The following is an 18,567-nucleotide window of genomic DNA, read 5'->3' as shown; positions in this document are numbered from 1 at the left end:
CTAAACAAACGGGTGAATTATACCCTTGGATACCGTATTTGGGGCTGTTTGTGGATGATGGGCGCGCGGTTTTTGGTTTTACTGTGTTGATTTGGGCATTTTTGGCGTAAAATGGCGACTTATTATCGTATTCATTTTGCGCCTGTTTGGTGCGATTGGATACGCTTGAGTTTGAATATCGAGGACACTATGGCAACTGCCAAAGCGACACCCAAATCAACACCTAAAACGAGCCAGAAATCGCCTGCTGATTTTGAAGCGGCGATGCGTGAATTGGAGCAATTGATTGCCGGTATGGAAAATGGCGACTTGCCGCTGGAGGCATCGTTGCGGGCCTATCAACGCGGCGCGTTTTTGGTCAAATATTGTCAGTCGCAGCTGCAAAAAGTACAGGAGCAGGTGAAAATCGTCGAGGCCGATATGGTGCGTCCGCTGGATTTGAACGAGGGTGAGGCATGATGCACGACGATACGTCGGTTTTGGCGACGGTAACAATCCGAGGCGAGGCCGAAGCGTTCAATGCATGGGCGCAACGCATGCGCCCGCAGGTCGAACAGGCTTTGGCCGAGGGTTTGGATGCCTACCGCGAGCACGCGGTGGCTGTGCACTCGCCGCTGTTGTCGGCGATGCGCCACGGGGTGATGAATGGTGGGAAACGCGTTCGTGCACTGGCAGCTTTGGCGGCGGCGCAGCTGGTCGGCGGCGCGCCGGCGGTGGCGATGCAGATCGCCGTGGCCTTGGAGTATATTCACGCTTATTCACTGATTCACGACGATTTACCGTGCATGGATGACGATGATTTGCGACGCGGCCAGCCAACGGTACACATTGTTTACGGTGAGGCGCAGGCGCTGTTGGCGGGTGATGCCTTGCAAACGCTGGCGTTTGATGTGCTGGCGCATGAGCAACTGAATACGCAGTTGTCGGCACAAGCGCAGGTTGAGCTGATCCGTACTTTGGCACGTGCTTCGGGTGTTGCGGGTATGGCGGGTGGCCAGGCGATTGACTGCCATCACGTCGGTCAGGTGATGGCGAGTGAAACCATGCAGACCATGCATCGCTTGAAAACCGGCGCATTGCTGCACGCCAGTGTGATGATGGGTGCGATGTGCGGGCAAAATCCGCTGTCGCCGTCACAAACCGCCGCATTATCGCGTTTTGCCGAGGATTTGGGTTTGCTGTTCCAAGTCGTCGACGATATTTTGGATGCATCGCAAGACACCGCAACCTTGGGTAAAACGGCGGGCAAAGACGCTTCGGCGAATAAACCGACGTATGTTCAAGCCCTTGGCATTGACGGTGCGCGCGAGCACGCGCAAGCTTTGTACAAAGATGCGCTGATGAGTTTGAATCAAATCAATACCGCGCCCGAATACACGCAGGGCGTGCAGTGTTTGGCCGATTTGACCGCGTATTGCCATGAACGACTGTTTTAAACCACGACTAATTCACGATTAAGCCACGAAAGACTGTTTAAGGTCGCCAACGATTATTTTTAAACAACGATTATGAATAGCACAGCACACAACGCTCCGATTCTCCCCAACATAGCCTCACCGGCGGATGTGCGTACACTCTCGCGCGAGCAGCTCGGGCAATTGGCTGAGGAATTGCGCGCGTTTATCCTCAATTCGGTGGCGCAAACCGGCGGTCATTTGTCGTCCAACCTCGGTACGGTAGAACTGACCATTGCCCTGCATCATGTATTCAACACGCCGGATGACAAAATCGTGTGGGACGTGGGTCATCAAAGCTACGGTCATAAAATCATCACCGGACGACGCGAGCAAATGGCGCATTTGCGTCAAATCGATGGAATTTCCGGCTTTCCGAAGCGCGCAGAGTCGGAATACGACACCTTCGGCACGGGGCATTCCTCGACCAGCATTTCCGCCGCACTGGGCATGGCGGTTGCGGCGCGTGAACTGAAACAGCCGCAACGCCAGCACATCGCCGTGATCGGCGACGGCGCATTGACCGGCGGTATGGCGTTTGAAGCGATGAACAACGCGGGCGTGACCGAGGGTATCAATTTACTGGTGATTTTGAATGACAACGATATGTCGATTTCACCGCCCGTCGGTGCGCTCAATCGCCATTTGGCGAAAATCATGAGCGGTCGCTTGGTCTCCGGCGCACGCGAAAAACTCAAGCAGGTGTTACAGGGTGCGCCGGGCGTGCTCGAATTCGCGCGGCGTTTCGAGGAGCATACCAAGGGCATGTTCGTACCCGCCACGATGTTTGAGGCTTTTGGTCTGAACTACATCGGGCCGATTGACGGGCATGATTTGGACTCGTTGATTCCAACGCTCAACAACATCAAACAACTCGGCGGCGTGCAGTTTTTACACGTCGTCACCAAAAAAGGTAACGGCTATCCGTATGCCGAGCAAGACCCGATTTCCTACCACGGTCCGGCCAAATTCGATCCGAGTTTGGGCATTGTCCGTATCGAAACGCCGGATGCGCCGGTCAAACAAACCTTTACCCAAGTGTTTGGTCGCTGGATTTGCGATATGGCCGAGGCGGACGATCAACTCATCGGCATCACGCCGGCGATGCGCGAAGGCTCGGGTCTGGTCGAATTCGAGGCCAAATTTCCGACGCGCTATTTTGACGTGGGCATTGCCGAGCAGCACGCCGCAACGTTTGCCGCTGGCATTGCCTGCGACGGCATGAAGCCGGTGTTGGCGATTTACTCCACCTTCATGCAGCGCGCGTATGACCAGATCATTCACGACATTGCCTTGCAAAATCTGGATGTGACCTTCGCCGTAGACCGCGCCGGTCTGGTCGGTGCGGACGGGGCAACGCACGCGGGTGCGTATGATGTGGCGTATATGCGCTGTATTCCGAACATCATGATCGCCACGCCGTCGGACGAGGCTGAATGCCGCGCTTTGCTGAACAGCGCGTATGCGTATAACGGCCCTGCGGCGGTGCGTTATCCGCGCGGCAGTGGTGTGGGCGCGCTTGTATCCGATGAATTGACGCCGTTGCCGTTGGGCAAGGCCAACGTTGTGCGCCGCAGTGCGAAAACCGATCAGGCCACGGCGATTTTGGCTTTTGGCACATTGCTGCACCACGCGCATCCAGCCGCCGAGGCAACCGACGCGACGCTGGTGGATATGCGCTGGGTCAAGCCCTTGGACGAAGCGCTGCTGCACGAATTGATGAAAACCCACACGCAGATTGTCACCATTGAGGATTCGTGTATCGCCGGTGGTGCGGGCAGTGCGGTCGCCGAATGGTGCGCCGCCAACGGCTACGCGCCGAAATTCCTGCATTTGGGTTTACCCGACGCGTTCATTGATCAAGGCGATGTCAACCTGATCTATCAGCGTCTGGGTTTGGACGCCGAATCGGTCGCCAGCAAGGTTCGCCAATTTGTGGCATAGTTCTACTTGAGAACCGTTCTCAATTCAATCGTACCCAGTTTTGGCACGCAAAGATGCAGCGGCGACGCTGCTTCGATGTGCATGGCTGAGTTGAGAGCGCCACTGATTTTATGAACCTAATTAAGCACAACAACTGAAGCGAACACAATGACACATTCACACATTCCCGATATTCAAAGTAGCCACGACCCGCGCAATATGGTGATCGCCCGCGTCGGTATCAAAGACGTGCGTTTCCCGATGATGATGGATTTCGGTGCTGGCGCGCAAGCGACCATTGGTCACTACCAGTTGACCGTCAAACTGCCCGCAGACAAAAAAGGCACGCACATGTCGCGTTTTATTTCTCTGCTGGAGGAGCATACCGAGGCGTTCTCGTTGAGCCGTTTCCAAGCCATCACGGTCGATATGTTGGCGCGCCTCGAAGCGGAAGAGGGCGACATCATCGTGCGTTTCCCCTATTTCATCAAAAAAACCGCGCCGATTTCGGGTATTCAAAGCCTGATGGATTACGAAATCACGCTCAAAGGTACAGCGGATAAAAACGGAGCACGTGTGCAGCTGTCCGTGCTGATCCCGATGACCAGCCTGTGCCCGTGCTCCAAACAAATTTCTGACTACGGCGCGCACAATCAACGTTCACACGTCACCGCGCACATGGATTTGGCGGCGGATGCGTTGAGCGACTTTGACCTGCATCATTTGATCCGTGAAGTGGAGCAGCAAGGTTCCTGCGATTTATACGGCCTGCTCAAGCGCCCTGATGAAAAATACGTCACCGAGCGCGCTTACGACAATCCGAAATTCGTCGAGGATCTGGTGCGCGATGTGGCCGGTGTGCTGCGCGCGCAAAAAGGCGTGATCGCATTCACCGTAGAAGCAGAAAACTTCGAATCGATTCACAACCACTCAGCCTACGCGCTGATTGATTCCACCGATTTATAAAATTTATTCACGGAGTTCGTCATGGCCGCCCTGTTAAGTATTCACCCCGAATCACCGCAGGCGCGCCTGATCGCGCAAGCAGTTGAGGTCATTGAGCGCAATGGCGTGATCGTCTATCCCACCGACTCCGGTTATGCGCTCGGCTGTCGGCTCGGCGACCGCGAAGCGATGGAGCGGATTTTACAGATTCGCCAAATCGAACTCTCGCATCATCTCACATTGGTCTGCCACGACCTGTCCGAATTGGGGCAGTACGCGCGCGTGGATAATCAACAATATCGCCTGCTCAAACAACTCACGCCGGGCGCTTATACCTTCATTCTGCCTGCGACCAAAGAAGTTCCGCGTCGCACCCTGCACCCCAAACGAGCTACCATCGGCCTGCGTGTGCCGGATCATCCCGTCGCGCAAGCTTTGCTCAAAGCCTTGGGCGAACCCATCCTCTCCTGCACCCTGATGTTGCCGGACGATGATGTACCGCTCAGTGATGCCGACGATATCGCTGAGAAAATCGGCAAACGCGTCGACCTCATCATCGACTCCGGCCACTGCGAACCCGAGTCCACCACCGTACTGGATTTGACGGAGGATGAAATTGTGGTGGTGCGTGAGGGTAAAGGCGATTTGAGTCGGGTGATTTGATGGCACATGTAGGCGCAATAAACCGTAGCGGCATTGCCCACGCGTTATGTTGATTCAAGGATGATGTTGGTAGGGGCGGGTTTTAACCCGCCCTGCGGCATTTGAATGATGCCGAGCATTATTCTTCCATCGCCTGCGCAAAATCGATCAATAATTGAATACTGACATTGCCGTTCCATTCGTTGCGTTGCATTTGATACGCGGCGTGGATCGGTGAGGGCATTTCTTGTGCGTGGAAAAACCAAATTGCGCTGTGCGTGCCCGCGTCGTTGCGCAGGGTGAGCTTGAGGTGCGCGTCTTTTAAAATCCGTTGTTCAACGATTTCAAATACGCCTTCAAACAGCGGCGGGGCGAAGCCTTGTCCCCAGACTTGGGCATGGATTGCCTCGACATTGTCCAGCGTCATGTCGGCGGGGGCGAGTTCGCCATCGGTGTTGATTTGTTTGATGAATGCATCCGGTTCGCTCATGGCGAGGACGGCTTGCTCCAAGGTCTGTTTGAATAACTCGTAATGTTCGCGAACGATGGTCAGCCCGGCGGCCATGGCGTGCCCTCCGAATTTAACGATGGTGTCGGGCGCGCGTTTGTTCACCCAATCCAGTACATCGCGCAGGTGGATGCCTGCAATCGAGCGGCCTGAGCCTTTGAGAAACTCATTGCCATCCGGTGCGAATACGATGGTCGGGCGGTGGTATTTTTCCTTCAGTCGTCCGGCGACGATGCCGATGACGCCTTGGTGAAATTCTTCGTGCATGACGCAGATGCTGTTGTGCGCGTCCACGTTGAGCGCGGCGACGTTGACTTCGGCTTCCTCGCGCATTTGCTTTTCAATCGCTTTTCGCTCGTCGTTCATCTCGTTTAGTGTCTGCGCGAGTTGCTCGGCTTCGTGCGTCGAATCGCTGAGCAAACAGCGAATCCCCAGCGTCATGTCGTCCAGCCGTCCCGCCGCATTCAGTCGTGGACCGAGGGCAAAACCAAGATCGAACGTGGAGGCTTTGGTGAAATCGCGTCCGGCGACCTGCAGCAGCGCGCCGATGCCCGCTGACATTTTGCCTTGCCGTATGCGGCGCAAGCCCTGCGCGACCAGAATGCGGTTGTTGTGATCGAGTTTGACCACATCGGCGACCGTGCCGAGCGCAACGAGATCGAGCAGCTCGGCTAAATTCGGTTCGGCGGCGGTAAATGCGGCTCTCTGACGCAGTTCCGAGCGTGTGGCGATCAGTACGTAGAACATCACGCCGACACCGGCGAGATTTTTGCTGGCAAAGCCGCAACCATGCTGGTTCGGATTGACGATGCTCACTGCGTTGGGCGTCTCGTCCGCGGGTAAATGATGGTCGGTAATGAGTACCGGCACGCCGAGTGCATTCGCCCGCTCAACGCCCGCGATGCTGGCCATGCCGTTGTCCACGGTAATCAGCAGGTCGGGTTTCGGGAAATTCGGCTGCGTCTGGTGCAAATGCACGGCCAGCTCGACGATTTCGGGTGACAAACCATAACCGTAATCAAAACGGTTCGGTACGAGAAAGTCAATGTGCGAATGCGAACCAATCGCTTTGGCCAAGGCGCGCAAACCGCGCACTGCGACCGCGCAGGCGGTCGCCCCATCGCAATCGTAATCGGCGATCACCACTAAATTTTTGTGCTGGCTCAATGCGTCAGCCAAATGTGCTGCGGCGCTGTTGATATTCAGTAAATCCGTCGGTGGCAGCAGATGGGCGAAATCGAGCTGCGCTTCCTCAGCATTGCGCACGCCACGCGCTGCGAGCAGCCGCGCGAGTAGGGGCGAATAGCCGGACGCGTGTAACTGCTCGGCATCGGCGGGGCGAAAGGTACGTGCGATCAGACTGGTCATGGTTGCGCCTCATGACTTTCACAACAGGGCTTTAGCCAGCCGAATGGGTGTGCGTTGGCGGGTGCTTGTTTACCTAAGCGAGCGCGGATTTTTTGCCACAGACTCGGCGGTGTGAAGGTGAAATGATGCGCCACCGCCATCGGTGTGTCGTTCAGCGTGTCGGTGAGCAGGATCAATGAGGCGGTTTGTCCGTCTTGAACCTGCTGCGCAAACGGTTTGAATGCCGCGGCAATATCGGCCAAGCTGTGCGCGAAGCTTAACGTCGGGGTGCTGTCGGGCATCGGTGGCGCGGTGTTGAGCGCGTCGTGCGGCATGGCGCTGGCGGGCGCGATTTGATCGAGCCATAGGCTGTTGATCGGGCGTGCGCCGCGTTGTACACGGGCGGTGTTGACGGGATGCGCATGCAGCAGCATTTGCAGCTCGGTCAGTAGTTTTTGCCAGCGTTTTAAATCGCTGCCGTTCGGTAAAAATGCTTCCAGCATGTCGCTTTGCGCATAATCCAAACTGGGCGCGCAATAGTCAAAACCTTGCGGTGCGCGGGCGTAAACAGTCGCATCGGACTCAATGGGAAACAGCGTCCAGCTCATTTCGTCCAGCCACGGCGCGAGGTTGAGCCAAATAGCGTGCCAATCCGCGCGATCCTGAGCCGCCATCATATCGCCATAAAAACGGTGTACATTCACGTGGTCGCGCGCTGCCGCCCAGTGCACCGGCGTGAGCCGTAGCCATGTGGCAGCGCTCGTTTGAGTAATGTCCTGCTGTGCCGCAGTCACACCCGCGTGTGCTGCGAGCCATGGCGCCAACCCTAAATCCGCCGATAAACCGCGTTGCGCCAGTGCGTAGCAGACATCGGCGGTGTGTATCGGTTGCTCGGACAGGATTTGCGCGCGGTACTGGTAGTTGGCCTGCTGCAAGGTGCGTAAAAAGGCGTATTGCTGTCGCTCCTGCGTCGTGGCGTTCGCCCAAAGTGCGTCAAAAAAGCGCTCATCGGTCGCTTGCAGGTATAAAACGGGGGCAGATGGGGGTAAATGCGTCATGAATGGCGGAATAATCAAGAATCTGAGGCTAAGAATGATAAACTATCGGCTTTGTTTTGGGTATGTTTCAGCCTAACAATCTCTTGCAATTTGAATACAGGATACTATGAATTGGTCGTTTGAATGGTTACTCGGCTGGCGCTACACCAGCGTCTCGCGCGGTGCGCGTAAAAACCGCTTCATTTCGTTTATTTCCATCCTCTCGATGATCGGCATCATACTCGGCGTAGCCGCGTTGATCATCGTATTGTCGGTGATGAACGGTTTTCAAAAAGAAGTCCGCGCAAAAATGCTCTCGGTGATTCCGCACATTCAGGTGTACGCCTCACCAAACACGCCGGAGGGCTGGGAGCAGCCACTCACGCAATTGATCGCGAAAAATCCGCAGGTACAGGGCGTCGCGCCGTACATGAGCAGCCAATCCATCATCCTGTATCAGGGTGAAATGATCGGTGTGAAGGTCGAAGGCATCGACCCGAAAGAGGAAAATCAAGTATCCGAAGTCGGGCAAAAACTCATCGCCGGTAGCCTGGGCGAGCTGACCGACGAGAGTTTCAATATCGTGCTCGGCGTAGAGCTGGCACGCTCGCTTGGTTTGCAAACCGGCCCGAATCAGTTTGCGCTGGGCAAGGAAATCACGCTGCTCGCACCCGAGGCGAACGTCACCGTTGCCGGCATGATGCCGCGCATGCGCGAATTCAAAGTGGTGGGCATCGTCAGCTCGGGGCATTTCGAGATTGATAACTCCTTCGCGTTTATCAATGTGGGCGACGCCACGCGGCTATTCCGTGACGGCAATCGCGGTCTGCGTGTGAAAGTCGCTGATATGGATCAAGCGCAAAAAGTTGGCTTGCAAATCGAAGGCGCAGCGGAAAAAGGCGGTTTCCAAGTGCTCTCACGCGACTGGACCACCATCAACCCCGCGTGGTTCTCCGCCGTCAAAACCGAAAAAACCATGATGACCATCATCCTGCTCATCATCACCATCGTCGCCGGTTTTAACCTCGTCTCCATGCTCGTCATGACCGTGAATGAAAAGCAAGCCGACATCGCCATCCTACGAACACAGGGCGCGTCGCGCCGCAGCATCATGAAAATTTTCATGATACAGGGCGCACTGATCGGCGGTCTGGGCACGATCATCGGCGTGCTGCTCGGCATACTCGTCGCCGCCAATATCGGCTCGATCGTCGCGGGCGTCGAGCATCTGCTCGGCTTTGAGCTGCTGCCCAAAGGCGTGTACTTCATCAACCGCATGCCATCCGATATTCGCTGGCAAGAGGTCGTTACCATCGCCGTGGTCAGCTTTGGCCTGAGCCTGCTTGCCACCATTTACCCGAGCAGAAAAGCCGCTGCGGTCGAACCGGCGCGTGCTTTGCGTTACGAATAATCAGGGGTAATCATGAATCCAATGAATTCAATGACTCAAATGAATCCAAACGCATCCGTCACCGTGTTATCCGCGCAAGGCATCAGCAAATCCTTCACGGATAACGACCTCGCCGTCAGCGTGCTCAAATCCGCCTCGATCGAGGTACAGCGTGGCGAATGTGTCGCCATCATCGGCTCGTCCGGCTCGGGCAAATCCACGCTGCTGCACGTACTCGGCGGGCTGGATTTACCCGACAGCGGCGAAGTCAGCCTGCTGGGCAAAAGCTACTCCAAGCTCTCGGACAATGAGCGCAACGTCGTGCGCAACCAGCACCTCGGCTTTGTCTACCAATTTCACCACCTGCTGCCTGAATTATCCGCACTGGACAACGTCGCCATGCCGCTACTGATTCGCCGCATGAAACGCGCCGATGCACACGAAAAAGCCCGTGCCATTCTCGAAAAAGTCGGCCTCGGCGAGCGGGTCGCACATCTGCCGAGTCAACTCTCCGGCGGCGAACGCCAACGTGTCGCCATCGCCCGCGCGCTCGTGACCGAGCCAGCGTGCGTGCTGGCCGACGAACCGACGGGCAATCTCGATCGCGAAACCGCCGAGCGCGTATTCGCCCTCGTGCGCCAGCTCGCGCGCGAGCTGGGTATCGCCTTTATTCTCGTGTCGCATGATTTGGGACTGGCCAGAGCCACGGATCGGGTGTTGGAGTTGCGGGATGGCGAGTTGAATGAGGTGCGCCTGTAAGAGCGATGAACGCTCATGATACGAAACTGCTTTTTACTGCATCGGATTAGCAATAATGGCTTGAGGTAAATGGATTGTGCGTGAATGTGCGCAGTTGTACAATGCACACAGGTATTGAGAAACGAATGATGCTTTTAAGTGTTTGTTATGCTGTCTATCAAACCCGCTTTGATTGTATTGATCCGAAAAATCAATGAATTAAATTTTTTTAATGGCATATTATGTGTCATGTTGACGCATAAGTGTTATGCGTTCTCTAAATAAACCGAGGTATTCATGTCGTTTGATATAGAAAAATTAGAAGGTCGTGAACCGCTTATTGATTATCCATGGCGGCCAGAAGTAGATAGGCTTCTATTGTGGCTTCAGAATAAAGATTCACATATCAAAGCATTTTGTTTTGATCTTGTTATGTCTGCCGCTTATGTAGACGCAACATCTGGCATTGAGAAATCAATTGAGCAATGCGACGGGATTACAAAAAAATATAATGCTCATCTTGGGTTTATAAATCTCTGTTCTCCATGCTACATAAATAAATCAATTTGGTCCTATCAAAAGGCAGTCAAGCCGCAATCTGGAGCGCTTGGAAAATTAAGTAGCGAAGTAATTTTAAGATTCATTGAAAAATTACACCCACAGCTAGTCGAAGTTTTGGCTGTTGGTGGTGTTGAATTTGCAGATGCCGTTCTAAAGCATAAAAACGGCATGGTTATACTGGCTGAAGTAAAATCAGCACCCCTATTAACATATCCTTTTTTATTCAACATTCCCAAAACATGCCTTAAAGGCAACCACGAAAATGCTGTAATCACAAGCTCGCAACTGCGAGCTTGTGATTCAGCTATATATCTGCATAATGGCGGGACAATAGATCTTGGGAAAGTTGGTGATCCAATGTGGCCTTTCCGACCATTGGTTGATTTTATTATGAATCCAAAAAATTCGAAATTTATTGATGGCTGTATAAATGATTGGCTTGTGGCTAGAGATGCTTACTCTACAAAAGATCGCCAAAATAAAATGTATTACCTAGCTAACGCTAGTGGGCATCCTCCCATAATCGCAAAAGAGCGTGATGGATGGCCTCAAAAAGAATCAATCAGCGATGGGAAAACAAGCGCAGGGATGGATAGAACTGATGATATTAAAAAAGGCATCTATCAATCATTAAAAATTGGTACGCATGTAAAGGATTTTCCACATATTAAAACAGCTATCATTTCTAATCTGCCAGCATATAGGCATGGAGAAGAATACGTTGCTCCATTCCTATCCATGCTATGGGGGCTAGAAAGTGATTTAGAGAACATGAGCGGCAAAAAAGTATTAAGAAATGACAATCTTAGAAGGGCTTTTGATTTCCTCATAACACTTGAAGAGCCTGTTTTGCGAGGTGAAGAGTTATGAAAGTTCCCAACCATGAAACAAGAGAATATACGGGAATAGTATTAGAAAGAATCACCCATCTTCCCCCAGGAGGAAAGATGGGTGATTTGCCTAATCATTTGCAGCATGAAAGCTTTATTAGAACGGGAGATAAAAAAACTGGTGGGCCAAATATGCGGCTTTTAAGATTAGAAAAAGATAAGCCGTCTTTAACAGTAACTGCATATATCTTCAATAAGTTTGTGCATCCAACTGAAGATAGATACATAACGCCACGCGAAGCTGCAATTTTGCAAGACTTTCCCATAGATTATGAATTTAAAGGCACACTTGGGCAGGTTCAAAAACAAATTGGGAACGCTGTTCCTGTCGGTCTTGCAAAAGCGCTAGCAGGTGAAGTGGCTAAATATTTTGAACGCCTCAACAAAGGCGGAGAGATAAAAATTGCTTCATATTTTTCAGGTGCAGGCGGCCTTGATTTAGGCTTTGAACAAGCATCTGACAATTTAGTGCAATTTAGAACATGTTTTACCACTGATATAGAAGAATGGGCTGAATCGACCATTAAAGCAAACAGGCCAGAATGGAATTTTCATCGTGCCGACATTACACAATTAAACCCAGCTGACGTTAAAGCAATAATTGGAAGTTTTCCTGACGTTATTATCGGAGGGCCGCCTTGCCAACCATTCAGTGTTGCTGGAAAGCAAAAAGCTACTAACGATCCACTAGGTGTTTTGTATAGAGATTACATAAGACATGTTCGAGAATTGCAGCCTGAAATCGTTGTTATGGAGAATGTCTACGGCTTGGCTCAAGTTAAAAGCGCAAACATGATTGAAGAAATTTATAAGTCATTTTCCGAAATAGGATATGAAGTCACACATAGAGAATTAATGGCAGCAGATTATGGTGTTCCACAAAAAAGACGAAGGCTATTCTTTGTGGCAGCAAAAAATCTTCATTACTTCCAATATCCTCAGCCAACACACTGTGAAACTGAAAATTTATTAAGTCTCCCAGTATATCGTGGAGCGGGTGAGGCGTTGGCTGTTCTACCACCACCAGAATATAGAGACCAAAGCGTATAACAAGGCACTCAATCGGACGGGCTAAGGCTCGCCGGTTAGCTTGGCGTTAGACTAAACCTTGAAGGTTGTTCATTACGAAATTAAGTAGGGTGGGCAAATGCGGTGCACTTGCACCAGCTTACTCAATGACCTAAACCACCCGCATCCAAATCTTCCCCTGTGTTTTTTCCACCTGTACTGGCTGACCTTGTCCTACAAAGCGATAGGTCAGCAGGCATTCGTGCCGTGGTTGGCTGAGGATGTTGGGGTTGAGTACGACGTAGTTGTGCCCTTTGGCGTGGCGGGCCGAGCCGGTGATACAACCGGGGTGGCCTTCGCGGTGCAGGCGTGTGCCGAGGATTTGCGCGGCGCTGTAATCACTCGGGTGGATGAGTTCGGGATGCTGCGCCAGTGCCGGACGCAGGTCGAGCAGCGCGGCGTGGCAATGCACACGGTAGACTTTGCGCTCGGTGAGGATGGGTTCGCGCGGATTGCTCCAGCCCGCGTCGGCGAGCAGGCCGTTGACCCAGTGGTATACGGTTTCGTGTACGGTGGTGGCGATGCTGTCGCTGCCGTACCATGCGCCGAAGGTGCCATCGGAAAAACGCGATTGTTGCCAGTGGGTGAATGGGTAGCCGATGGCGTTGTCCCAGTCGGCGGTTTCAAATGGGCGATGGATTGCAGGGGTGGCGGATTGGTACAGCGGCGGTTTGATTTCGGCTTCTATCGCCTGCGCCAGCGCCCAGTCATCGGGTGTGTCGGAGAGGTCGTCAAATAAATCTTGTGACACGCGAATCGAGGTGATGTTGCGCATCACGTCGTGGTTGACTTCGGTGAGCGTAATCTGGGTGAGCAGTGTTTGCATATCACACGCCTCGGGCGCGTTCGAGATAGGCGCGTACCATCAGTAATCCGGCAAAGCCCCATTCGCGGATGACTTCGACCGGCGTACGGTTGTCAAACGCGCGGTTGCGCGTGCTCATCCAGGCGTAGACCAGATCGCGGTTGTGCGGGAACAGCAGGCGCAGGTTTTTATGGATGCCGAGTAGATGGCCGACGCGCTCGTACTGATCGCGGCTGGTGCCGATGGCTTCGCCTTTGCGGTAGCGCGTGAGCGCAGAGCGGTTGGTATTGGCCAATCCGAGCAGGGCGGCTTGATCTTCGGTGGACAGTTGCCAATGCTCCAGCAGCTTCATCACCATTTTGGCCAATGCGCCTTTGTCATCGGTCATATCGGTTTGAGCTAAGGTTTTAGGAATGGCGGTCATGATTAACTCCTCATCATTTGAGTGGATTATAGCATATTGTTTCTATTAAAACAAAAAACGTTTTAATAATACGATTGATTTCGCTGCGCGGCTAATTCGGTTGGTTTGAATGGCCAATGGGCTGTTTTTGCTGTATTTTATGGCTGTTGATTGAGTGATCGGCGATTGGCCGACGCCTTGGCGGTGCAGCCCGATGGCTTTATTTCGGTGGTTTTTAGAAAGCATGAACCATGATTTCCAGTCTTTTGTTGCTCATTATTTATGTGGCTTTTATCAGCTTGGGCTTGCCGGATTCGGTGATCGGTGCGGCATGGCCGTCGATGTACGTTGGCTTGGGTGTGCCGATTTCGTGGGCGGGGGTGATTTCGATGATCGTTGCCGCTGGGACGATCATCTCCAGCGTGTTGAGTGATCGGCTGATTCGCCGGTTCGGCGTGGGGCGAATCACTTTGGTCAGTGTGTTGATGACGGCTTTGGCGTTGTTGGGTTTTGCGCTGTCGCATCATTTTGCTTTGTTGTGTGTATTGGCGATACCGCTGGGCTTGGGCGCGGGTTCGGTCGATGCGGCGCTGAATAATTATGTGGCGAACCATTATGCGGCCAAGCATATGAGCTGGTTGCATTGTTTTTGGGGCGTGGGCGCGACCATCGGGCCGATGGTGATGGCGTGGGGTTTGTCTCGTCATGATTCTTGGCATTTGGGTTATTGGGTGATTGGTTTGCTGCAATTGGCTTTGGTCGTGGTGTTGTTGGTTTCTCTGCCCTTGTGGCAAAAGGCGGCGGTGCACCATACCGCGTCCGGTGGTTTGGCGGGGGCGTCGCACGGCGCTGGTGGTGCGTTGTCGATTCGGCAAATTGTGCGATTGAATGGGGTCAAGCCGGTTTTGGCGGCGTTTTTTTGCTATTGCTCGATTGAGGCGAGTTTGGGGTTGTGGGGCGGCAGTTATTTGGTTTTGGTCAAGCAGATTTCGCCGGAGGCGGCGGCGCGTTGGGTGGCGGTGTATTACTTCGGTATTACCTTTGGCCGCTTTTTGTCGGGTTTTTTGATGATGTATTGGTCAACGCGGCGGATGATTCGTCTGGGTCAGGGTTTGATTGCGCTGGGTGTGGCCTTGATGCTGGTGTCGGGTTTGCCGTTGTTTTATCTGGGGTTCTTTTTGGTGGGCTTGGGCTGTGCTCCGATTTTCCCCAGTTTGTTGTATGAGACGCCCAGCAATTTTGGCAAACAGCATTCGCAGTCGGTGATGGGGGTGCAGATGGCGAGCGCGTATGTAGGGACGACTTTTGCGCCGCCGTTGTTTGGCTGGCTCGCCACGCAACTCGGCTATGCGTGGTTGCCGGTATTTTTGGCGGTGATTTTGCTGTGGATGGTGACGATGGTGGAATATTTACGGCGAAAAGTGGTGCACTGAATCGGGGGCTTTGGTGTACTATCAGAGCCTCTTTATTTCTGACTGTTTTTACCGATTGAATCATGTGGATTGATACGCACACGCATTTTGATGCGCCTGAGTTTGAGGTGAGCCGCTCGCGGGATTGGTTGCGTGCGCGTGAGCGGGGTGTGGTGGCGCAGGTGATTCCGGCGGTGGCGCCGTTTAATTTCGCCACCGTGCGCGAAGTGGCGCACGCGCATGAGGGGAGTTTTTACGCATTGGGGATTCATCCGATGTATGTGATGACGGTGGTGCGAGAGATGCCGCGTGAGACGGCGATTGCGGCTTTGCGCGCGGCGATTGAATCTGCTCTGCCGGATGAGCGTTTTGTGGCGCTCGGTGAGATTGGGCTGGATGGTTTTGTCGCGGATTTGGACTGGGATACGCAAGTATGGTTTTTGCGCGAGCAGTTGAAACTGGCGCGTGAGTTTGATTTGCCGGTGTTGTTGCATGTGCGCCGTGCGGTTGATCCGGTGGGGAAATATTTGCGTGAGTTGGGTATCAAAAATGGCATTGCTCATGCATTTAATGGCAGTGATGTGCAGGCGGATGTGTTTGTGAAAATGGGTTTACATCTGGGATTTGGCGGAACGCTGACGTATGAGCGATCGCGGCAGATTCGTCGATTGGCCGCGCGCCTGCCTTTGGAATCCATTGTGATTGAAACCGATGCGCCGGACATCCCGCCGAGTTGGTTAAGCGCAGGCGAGGCGAATTATTCGTATCATTTGCCACGGATTGCGCAGGTGTTGGCACAGGTGCGCGGTATTTCTGAGGTGGATTTGTCCGTGGCTTTGTGGCGCAATACGTTGAACGCGATGCCGCGTTTGCATGCGATTTTGCCCGAGGTGTGACCATGCGTTGGCCGTGGCGTGCGCTGGTTTATGCGGTGGTGGCATTGTGCGTGGTGACGGGGGTGTTTGTGCTGGAGCGTCCATGGGTGGGCGTGGGTGGCTTGGCTGTTGGCGCTGTTGCTGTTCTCTTATGGCGGGTTCTCCGTCGTTATTTTTCCTTTAAAAAGTGGTGGGTCTATGAGTTGATTGGCGTGGCGTTGTTCGCTGCGCTGATGTTCGCATGGACGAATGTGCGCTGGGCTGAGCGTAGCTCGAGTGTGATTCCCGATGAGTGGAATCGCACGGTGCAGATGATGGAGTTACACATTGCTGCGATGCCGACGCGTACGGATTATGGTTGGCGGATGTTGGTACTGCCAACGGCGGCGCAACGCGAGCGCCTGCCGAATATGCCGGTGCAGATGTCGCTCTCGTGGGCGGAGGATGATTTGCCTGCCGGAGGGATAGCTGCGATTCGTGTCGGGCAGGTGTGGCGTTTGCCCGTGCATGTGCGCGCACCGCACGCGACGCGCAATGCGGGGGTGTTTGATCAAACGCGCTATTGGCTGGCGAATGACATTGAGGCGCTGGCGTATGTGCGGCTGTACAAGGATACGCCGCCGGAGCGATTGCCTCGATTGTTGGGCACGGATTCGGGTGTGTTGGCTGCGATTGAGAACTGGCGATTTGATACTTTACGGCAGATGGATTTGGCTTTGGCGGGAGTGAGCTCGGCTGAGGCTGCGGGATTGTTTAAAGCTCTTGCGCTGGGTGATCAGACGGCGATTTCGGGTTTGCAGTGGCGGTTATTTCAAGACACGGGTGTGACGCATTTGGTCAGTATTTCGGGGCTGCATGTGACTTTGCTCGCGGGGATTTTGGCGTGGCTGGCGCAACACCTCTGGCGGCGCAGCGTGTATCTGACCGAGCGCATTCCGGCGCTGTATGTCGCGCAGTGGGTCGGGCTGATCGGCGCGCTGCTGTATGCGCTGGTTTCGGGCTGGGGGTTGCCTGCGCAGCGCACGGTGTGGATGCTTGCGCTGTGGTTGTTTTTATCGCGCTTGGGTGTGGCGCATTCGGGGCTGCGGGTGTTGGCCTTTAGCGTGCTGTGGTTGCTGGTCGTTGATCCATTCGCGGTGTTGTTGGTCGGTTTTTGGCTGTCCTACGGCGCGGTGGCGTGGCTGATCGTGGCGTTTGATTCGGTGGGGATTGAGCAAAACGAATCGCTAAATGAATCGCTTAAGGAGTCGCTCAATGAGATGTCGAGAGGGCGGCGTTTGGCGCGCTGGTTGGTCGGCGTAAGTGGTGCGCAGTTGGGCATATCATTGTCGTTGTTACCCATGACTTTGTTGTTTTTTCGGCAGGTGTCTTTGCTCGGTGTGTGGGTGAATTTCATCGCGATTCCGCTGGTGTCTATCCTGCTGCTGCCGTTATTTTTGAGTGTGGCTGTGTTGGCGCTGTTGGGTTGGGTACAACCGGTGCAGTGGATGGCGCATATTTTGCAATCGGTATTGCATGGGTTGCAGCGCATCGCGCCGCTGGCACAGCAGCAAATCTGGAGCGGGCGCATCGAGTGGTGGCAGGTGGTGGCGGTATTTGTGCTGTCTTTGGTGTTGGTCGCGGCGGTGCGCATGCTGTGGCATGGTTGGGGACGGGTGTCGTTCAAACGTTATGGCGCTGCGGTGGTGTTCAGCGCACTGGCGATGGTTGGCCTGCTGTCGATTCCGCCGAATTATCCGACAGTCAACGAGGGGCAGTTGCGCATTACCGTCATGGATGTGGGGCAGGGGACGGCGGTGCTGCTGCAAACCGCGCAGCAAAACTGGCTATACGACGCGGGGCCACAATACAGCAGCGACGCCGATGCGGGTGCGCGCGTGATCGTACCGCATTTGCGCTATATGGGCGTGCGGCAGATTGACACGCTGGTGCTGTCGCACAATGACCGCGATCACACGGGTGGCGCGGACAGTATCGCCAGCGTGTTGCCGGTCAAGCGAATTTTGACTTCGCTGAGTACAGCGCAATTGCGCGAATTGGGCGTGGCAGATATACCGCATGAGCTGTGCTCGGCGGGACAAACGCAGCAGATAGATGGCGTGACGATGGCCGTGTTTTCGCCTGATAACGCCGCGCTCAACGATGCTCAAGCTTCGGACAATCAAAAAAGCTGCGTGCTGCGATTTTCAGTTCATCAGCCGAATGACAACGGCATGAGCAGCATATTGCTCACCGGTGATATGGATATGCTGGCGGAGGCCAAGATGGTGGTTGATCCGACACCTCAAGCGCCCTCATCCACGTCAATTGCGCTGCGCACGCATTCCGTCAGCGGCGTGCCGTTGCGCAGCGACATTATTCTCATGCCGCACCACGGCAGTGATGGCAGTTCGAGTGCGCCGCTGATCGCCGCCGTTGCTCCCAAAATCGCTGTCGCGCAAGCGGGACGGTATAATGCCTTTGCGCATCCGCGTGAAGCGGTGCTTGAGCGCTATCGTGCGGCGGGCGCACAGATTTGGCGGACTGATACGCAACACGCATGGGTGACCACGCTGGGACCATAAGGACG

16 protein-coding genes are annotated in these 18,567 nt (G+C 54.1%); 12 read left to right on the top strand and 4 right to left on the bottom strand.

Going from position 1 to position 18,567, the window contains the following annotated elements:
- Positions 1-189 precede the first annotated feature (189 nt).
- From ACZ41M_RS06880 to ACZ41M_RS06860, 5 genes are all read left to right on the top strand, one after another.
- Positions 190-459: an exodeoxyribonuclease VII small subunit gene (locus ACZ41M_RS06880; protein WP_464731871.1), complete on the top strand. Its 270-nt coding sequence runs from the start codon at positions 190-192 to the stop codon at positions 457-459.
- Positions 456-1,436, top strand: coding sequence for a polyprenyl synthetase family protein (locus ACZ41M_RS06875; protein WP_464731872.1), 981 nt, complete (start codon positions 456-458; stop codon positions 1,434-1,436). The genes ACZ41M_RS06880 and ACZ41M_RS06875 overlap by 4 nt, the downstream gene beginning before the upstream one ends.
- Positions 1,437-1,508: 72 nt before the next feature.
- Positions 1,509-3,398 carry a 1-deoxy-D-xylulose-5-phosphate synthase gene (dxs, locus tag ACZ41M_RS06870; RefSeq protein ID WP_464731873.1) on the top strand — a complete coding sequence of 630 codons (1,890 nt, stop codon included), beginning with the start codon at positions 1,509-1,511 and terminating at the stop codon, positions 3,396-3,398.
- 147 nt (positions 3,399-3,545) lie between these two features.
- Positions 3,546-4,343 carry a GTP cyclohydrolase FolE2 gene (gene folE2, locus ACZ41M_RS06865; RefSeq protein ID WP_464731874.1) on the top strand — a complete coding sequence of 266 codons (798 nt, stop codon included), beginning with the start codon at positions 3,546-3,548 and terminating at the stop codon, positions 4,341-4,343.
- A 21-nt stretch (positions 4,344-4,364) separates the two neighbouring features.
- A complete protein-coding gene (locus ACZ41M_RS06860) occupies positions 4,365-4,985 on the top strand; it encodes an L-threonylcarbamoyladenylate synthase (protein WP_464731875.1) in 621 nt (206 codons plus the stop codon).
- 118 nt (positions 4,986-5,103) lie between these two features.
- On the opposite strand, the gene recJ is transcribed toward ACZ41M_RS06860, so the two are convergent.
- Entirely contained in the window at positions 5,104-6,840 is a 1,737-nt protein-coding gene (gene recJ, locus ACZ41M_RS06855) for a single-stranded-DNA-specific exonuclease RecJ (RefSeq protein WP_464731876.1), read from the bottom strand.
- A complete protein-coding gene (locus ACZ41M_RS06850) occupies positions 6,837-7,877 on the bottom strand; it encodes a hypothetical protein (RefSeq protein ID WP_464731877.1) in 1,041 nt (346 codons plus the stop codon). The genes recJ and ACZ41M_RS06850 overlap by 4 nt, the downstream gene beginning before the upstream one ends.
- A 106-nt stretch (positions 7,878-7,983) precedes the next feature.
- Between ACZ41M_RS06850 and ACZ41M_RS06845 the strand changes: the two genes are divergently transcribed.
- The 4 genes from ACZ41M_RS06845 (at position 7,984) to ACZ41M_RS06830 (ending at position 12,485) form a co-directional block, all read left to right on the top strand.
- A complete protein-coding gene (locus ACZ41M_RS06845; RefSeq protein WP_464731878.1) occupies positions 7,984-9,267 on the top strand; it encodes a lipoprotein-releasing ABC transporter permease subunit in 1,284 nt (427 codons plus the stop codon).
- Between the two features lie 30 nt (positions 9,268-9,297).
- Positions 9,298-10,005, top strand: a complete 708-nt coding sequence (gene lolD, locus ACZ41M_RS06840; RefSeq protein WP_464731879.1) for a lipoprotein-releasing ABC transporter ATP-binding protein LolD — start codon at positions 9,298-9,300, stop codon at positions 10,003-10,005.
- 276 nt (positions 10,006-10,281) lie between these two features.
- The gene (locus tag ACZ41M_RS06835) at positions 10,282-11,415 is read left to right on the top strand and encodes a hypothetical protein (RefSeq protein WP_464731880.1); all 1,134 of its coding nucleotides are present in this window, start codon (positions 10,282-10,284) and stop codon (positions 11,413-11,415) included.
- Positions 11,412-12,485: a DNA cytosine methyltransferase gene (locus ACZ41M_RS06830; RefSeq protein ID WP_464731881.1), complete on the top strand. Its 1,074-nt coding sequence runs from the start codon at positions 11,412-11,414 to the stop codon at positions 12,483-12,485. Before ACZ41M_RS06835 ends, ACZ41M_RS06830 begins: the two co-directional genes overlap by 4 nt.
- 130 nt (positions 12,486-12,615) lie before the next feature.
- Here the strand turns inward: ACZ41M_RS06830 and ACZ41M_RS06825 are convergent, their stop codons facing one another.
- Both ACZ41M_RS06825 and ACZ41M_RS06820 read right to left on the bottom strand, forming a co-directional pair.
- Positions 12,616-13,329, bottom strand: coding sequence for an RES family NAD+ phosphorylase (locus ACZ41M_RS06825; RefSeq protein WP_464731882.1), 714 nt, complete (start codon positions 13,327-13,329; stop codon positions 12,616-12,618).
- Between the two features lies 1 nt (position 13,330).
- Positions 13,331-13,732, bottom strand: coding sequence for an MbcA/ParS/Xre antitoxin family protein (locus ACZ41M_RS06820; protein ID WP_464731883.1), 402 nt, complete (start codon positions 13,730-13,732; stop codon positions 13,331-13,333).
- Positions 13,733-13,962: 230 nt separating this feature from the next.
- On the opposite strand from ACZ41M_RS06820, the gene ACZ41M_RS06815 reads away from it, so the two are divergent.
- From ACZ41M_RS06815 to ACZ41M_RS06805, 3 genes are all read left to right on the top strand, one after another.
- Entirely contained in the window at positions 13,963-15,144 is a 1,182-nt protein-coding gene (locus tag ACZ41M_RS06815; RefSeq protein ID WP_464731884.1) for an MFS transporter, read from the top strand.
- Between the two features lie 62 nt (positions 15,145-15,206).
- Complete coding sequence (locus ACZ41M_RS06810) at positions 15,207-16,019, top strand: TatD family hydrolase (protein WP_464731885.1); 813 nt, start codon at positions 15,207-15,209, stop codon at positions 16,017-16,019.
- A 2-nt stretch (positions 16,020-16,021) separates the two neighbouring features.
- The gene (locus ACZ41M_RS06805; RefSeq protein ID WP_464731886.1) at positions 16,022-18,562 is read left to right on the top strand and encodes a DNA internalization-related competence protein ComEC/Rec2; all 2,541 of its coding nucleotides are present in this window, start codon (positions 16,022-16,024) and stop codon (positions 18,560-18,562) included.
- Positions 18,563-18,567: the final 5 nt, after the last annotated feature.

This window comes from Puribacter membranae, assembly GCF_055380425.1.
This window is presented reverse-complemented; position numbering and strand designations above follow the sequence as displayed.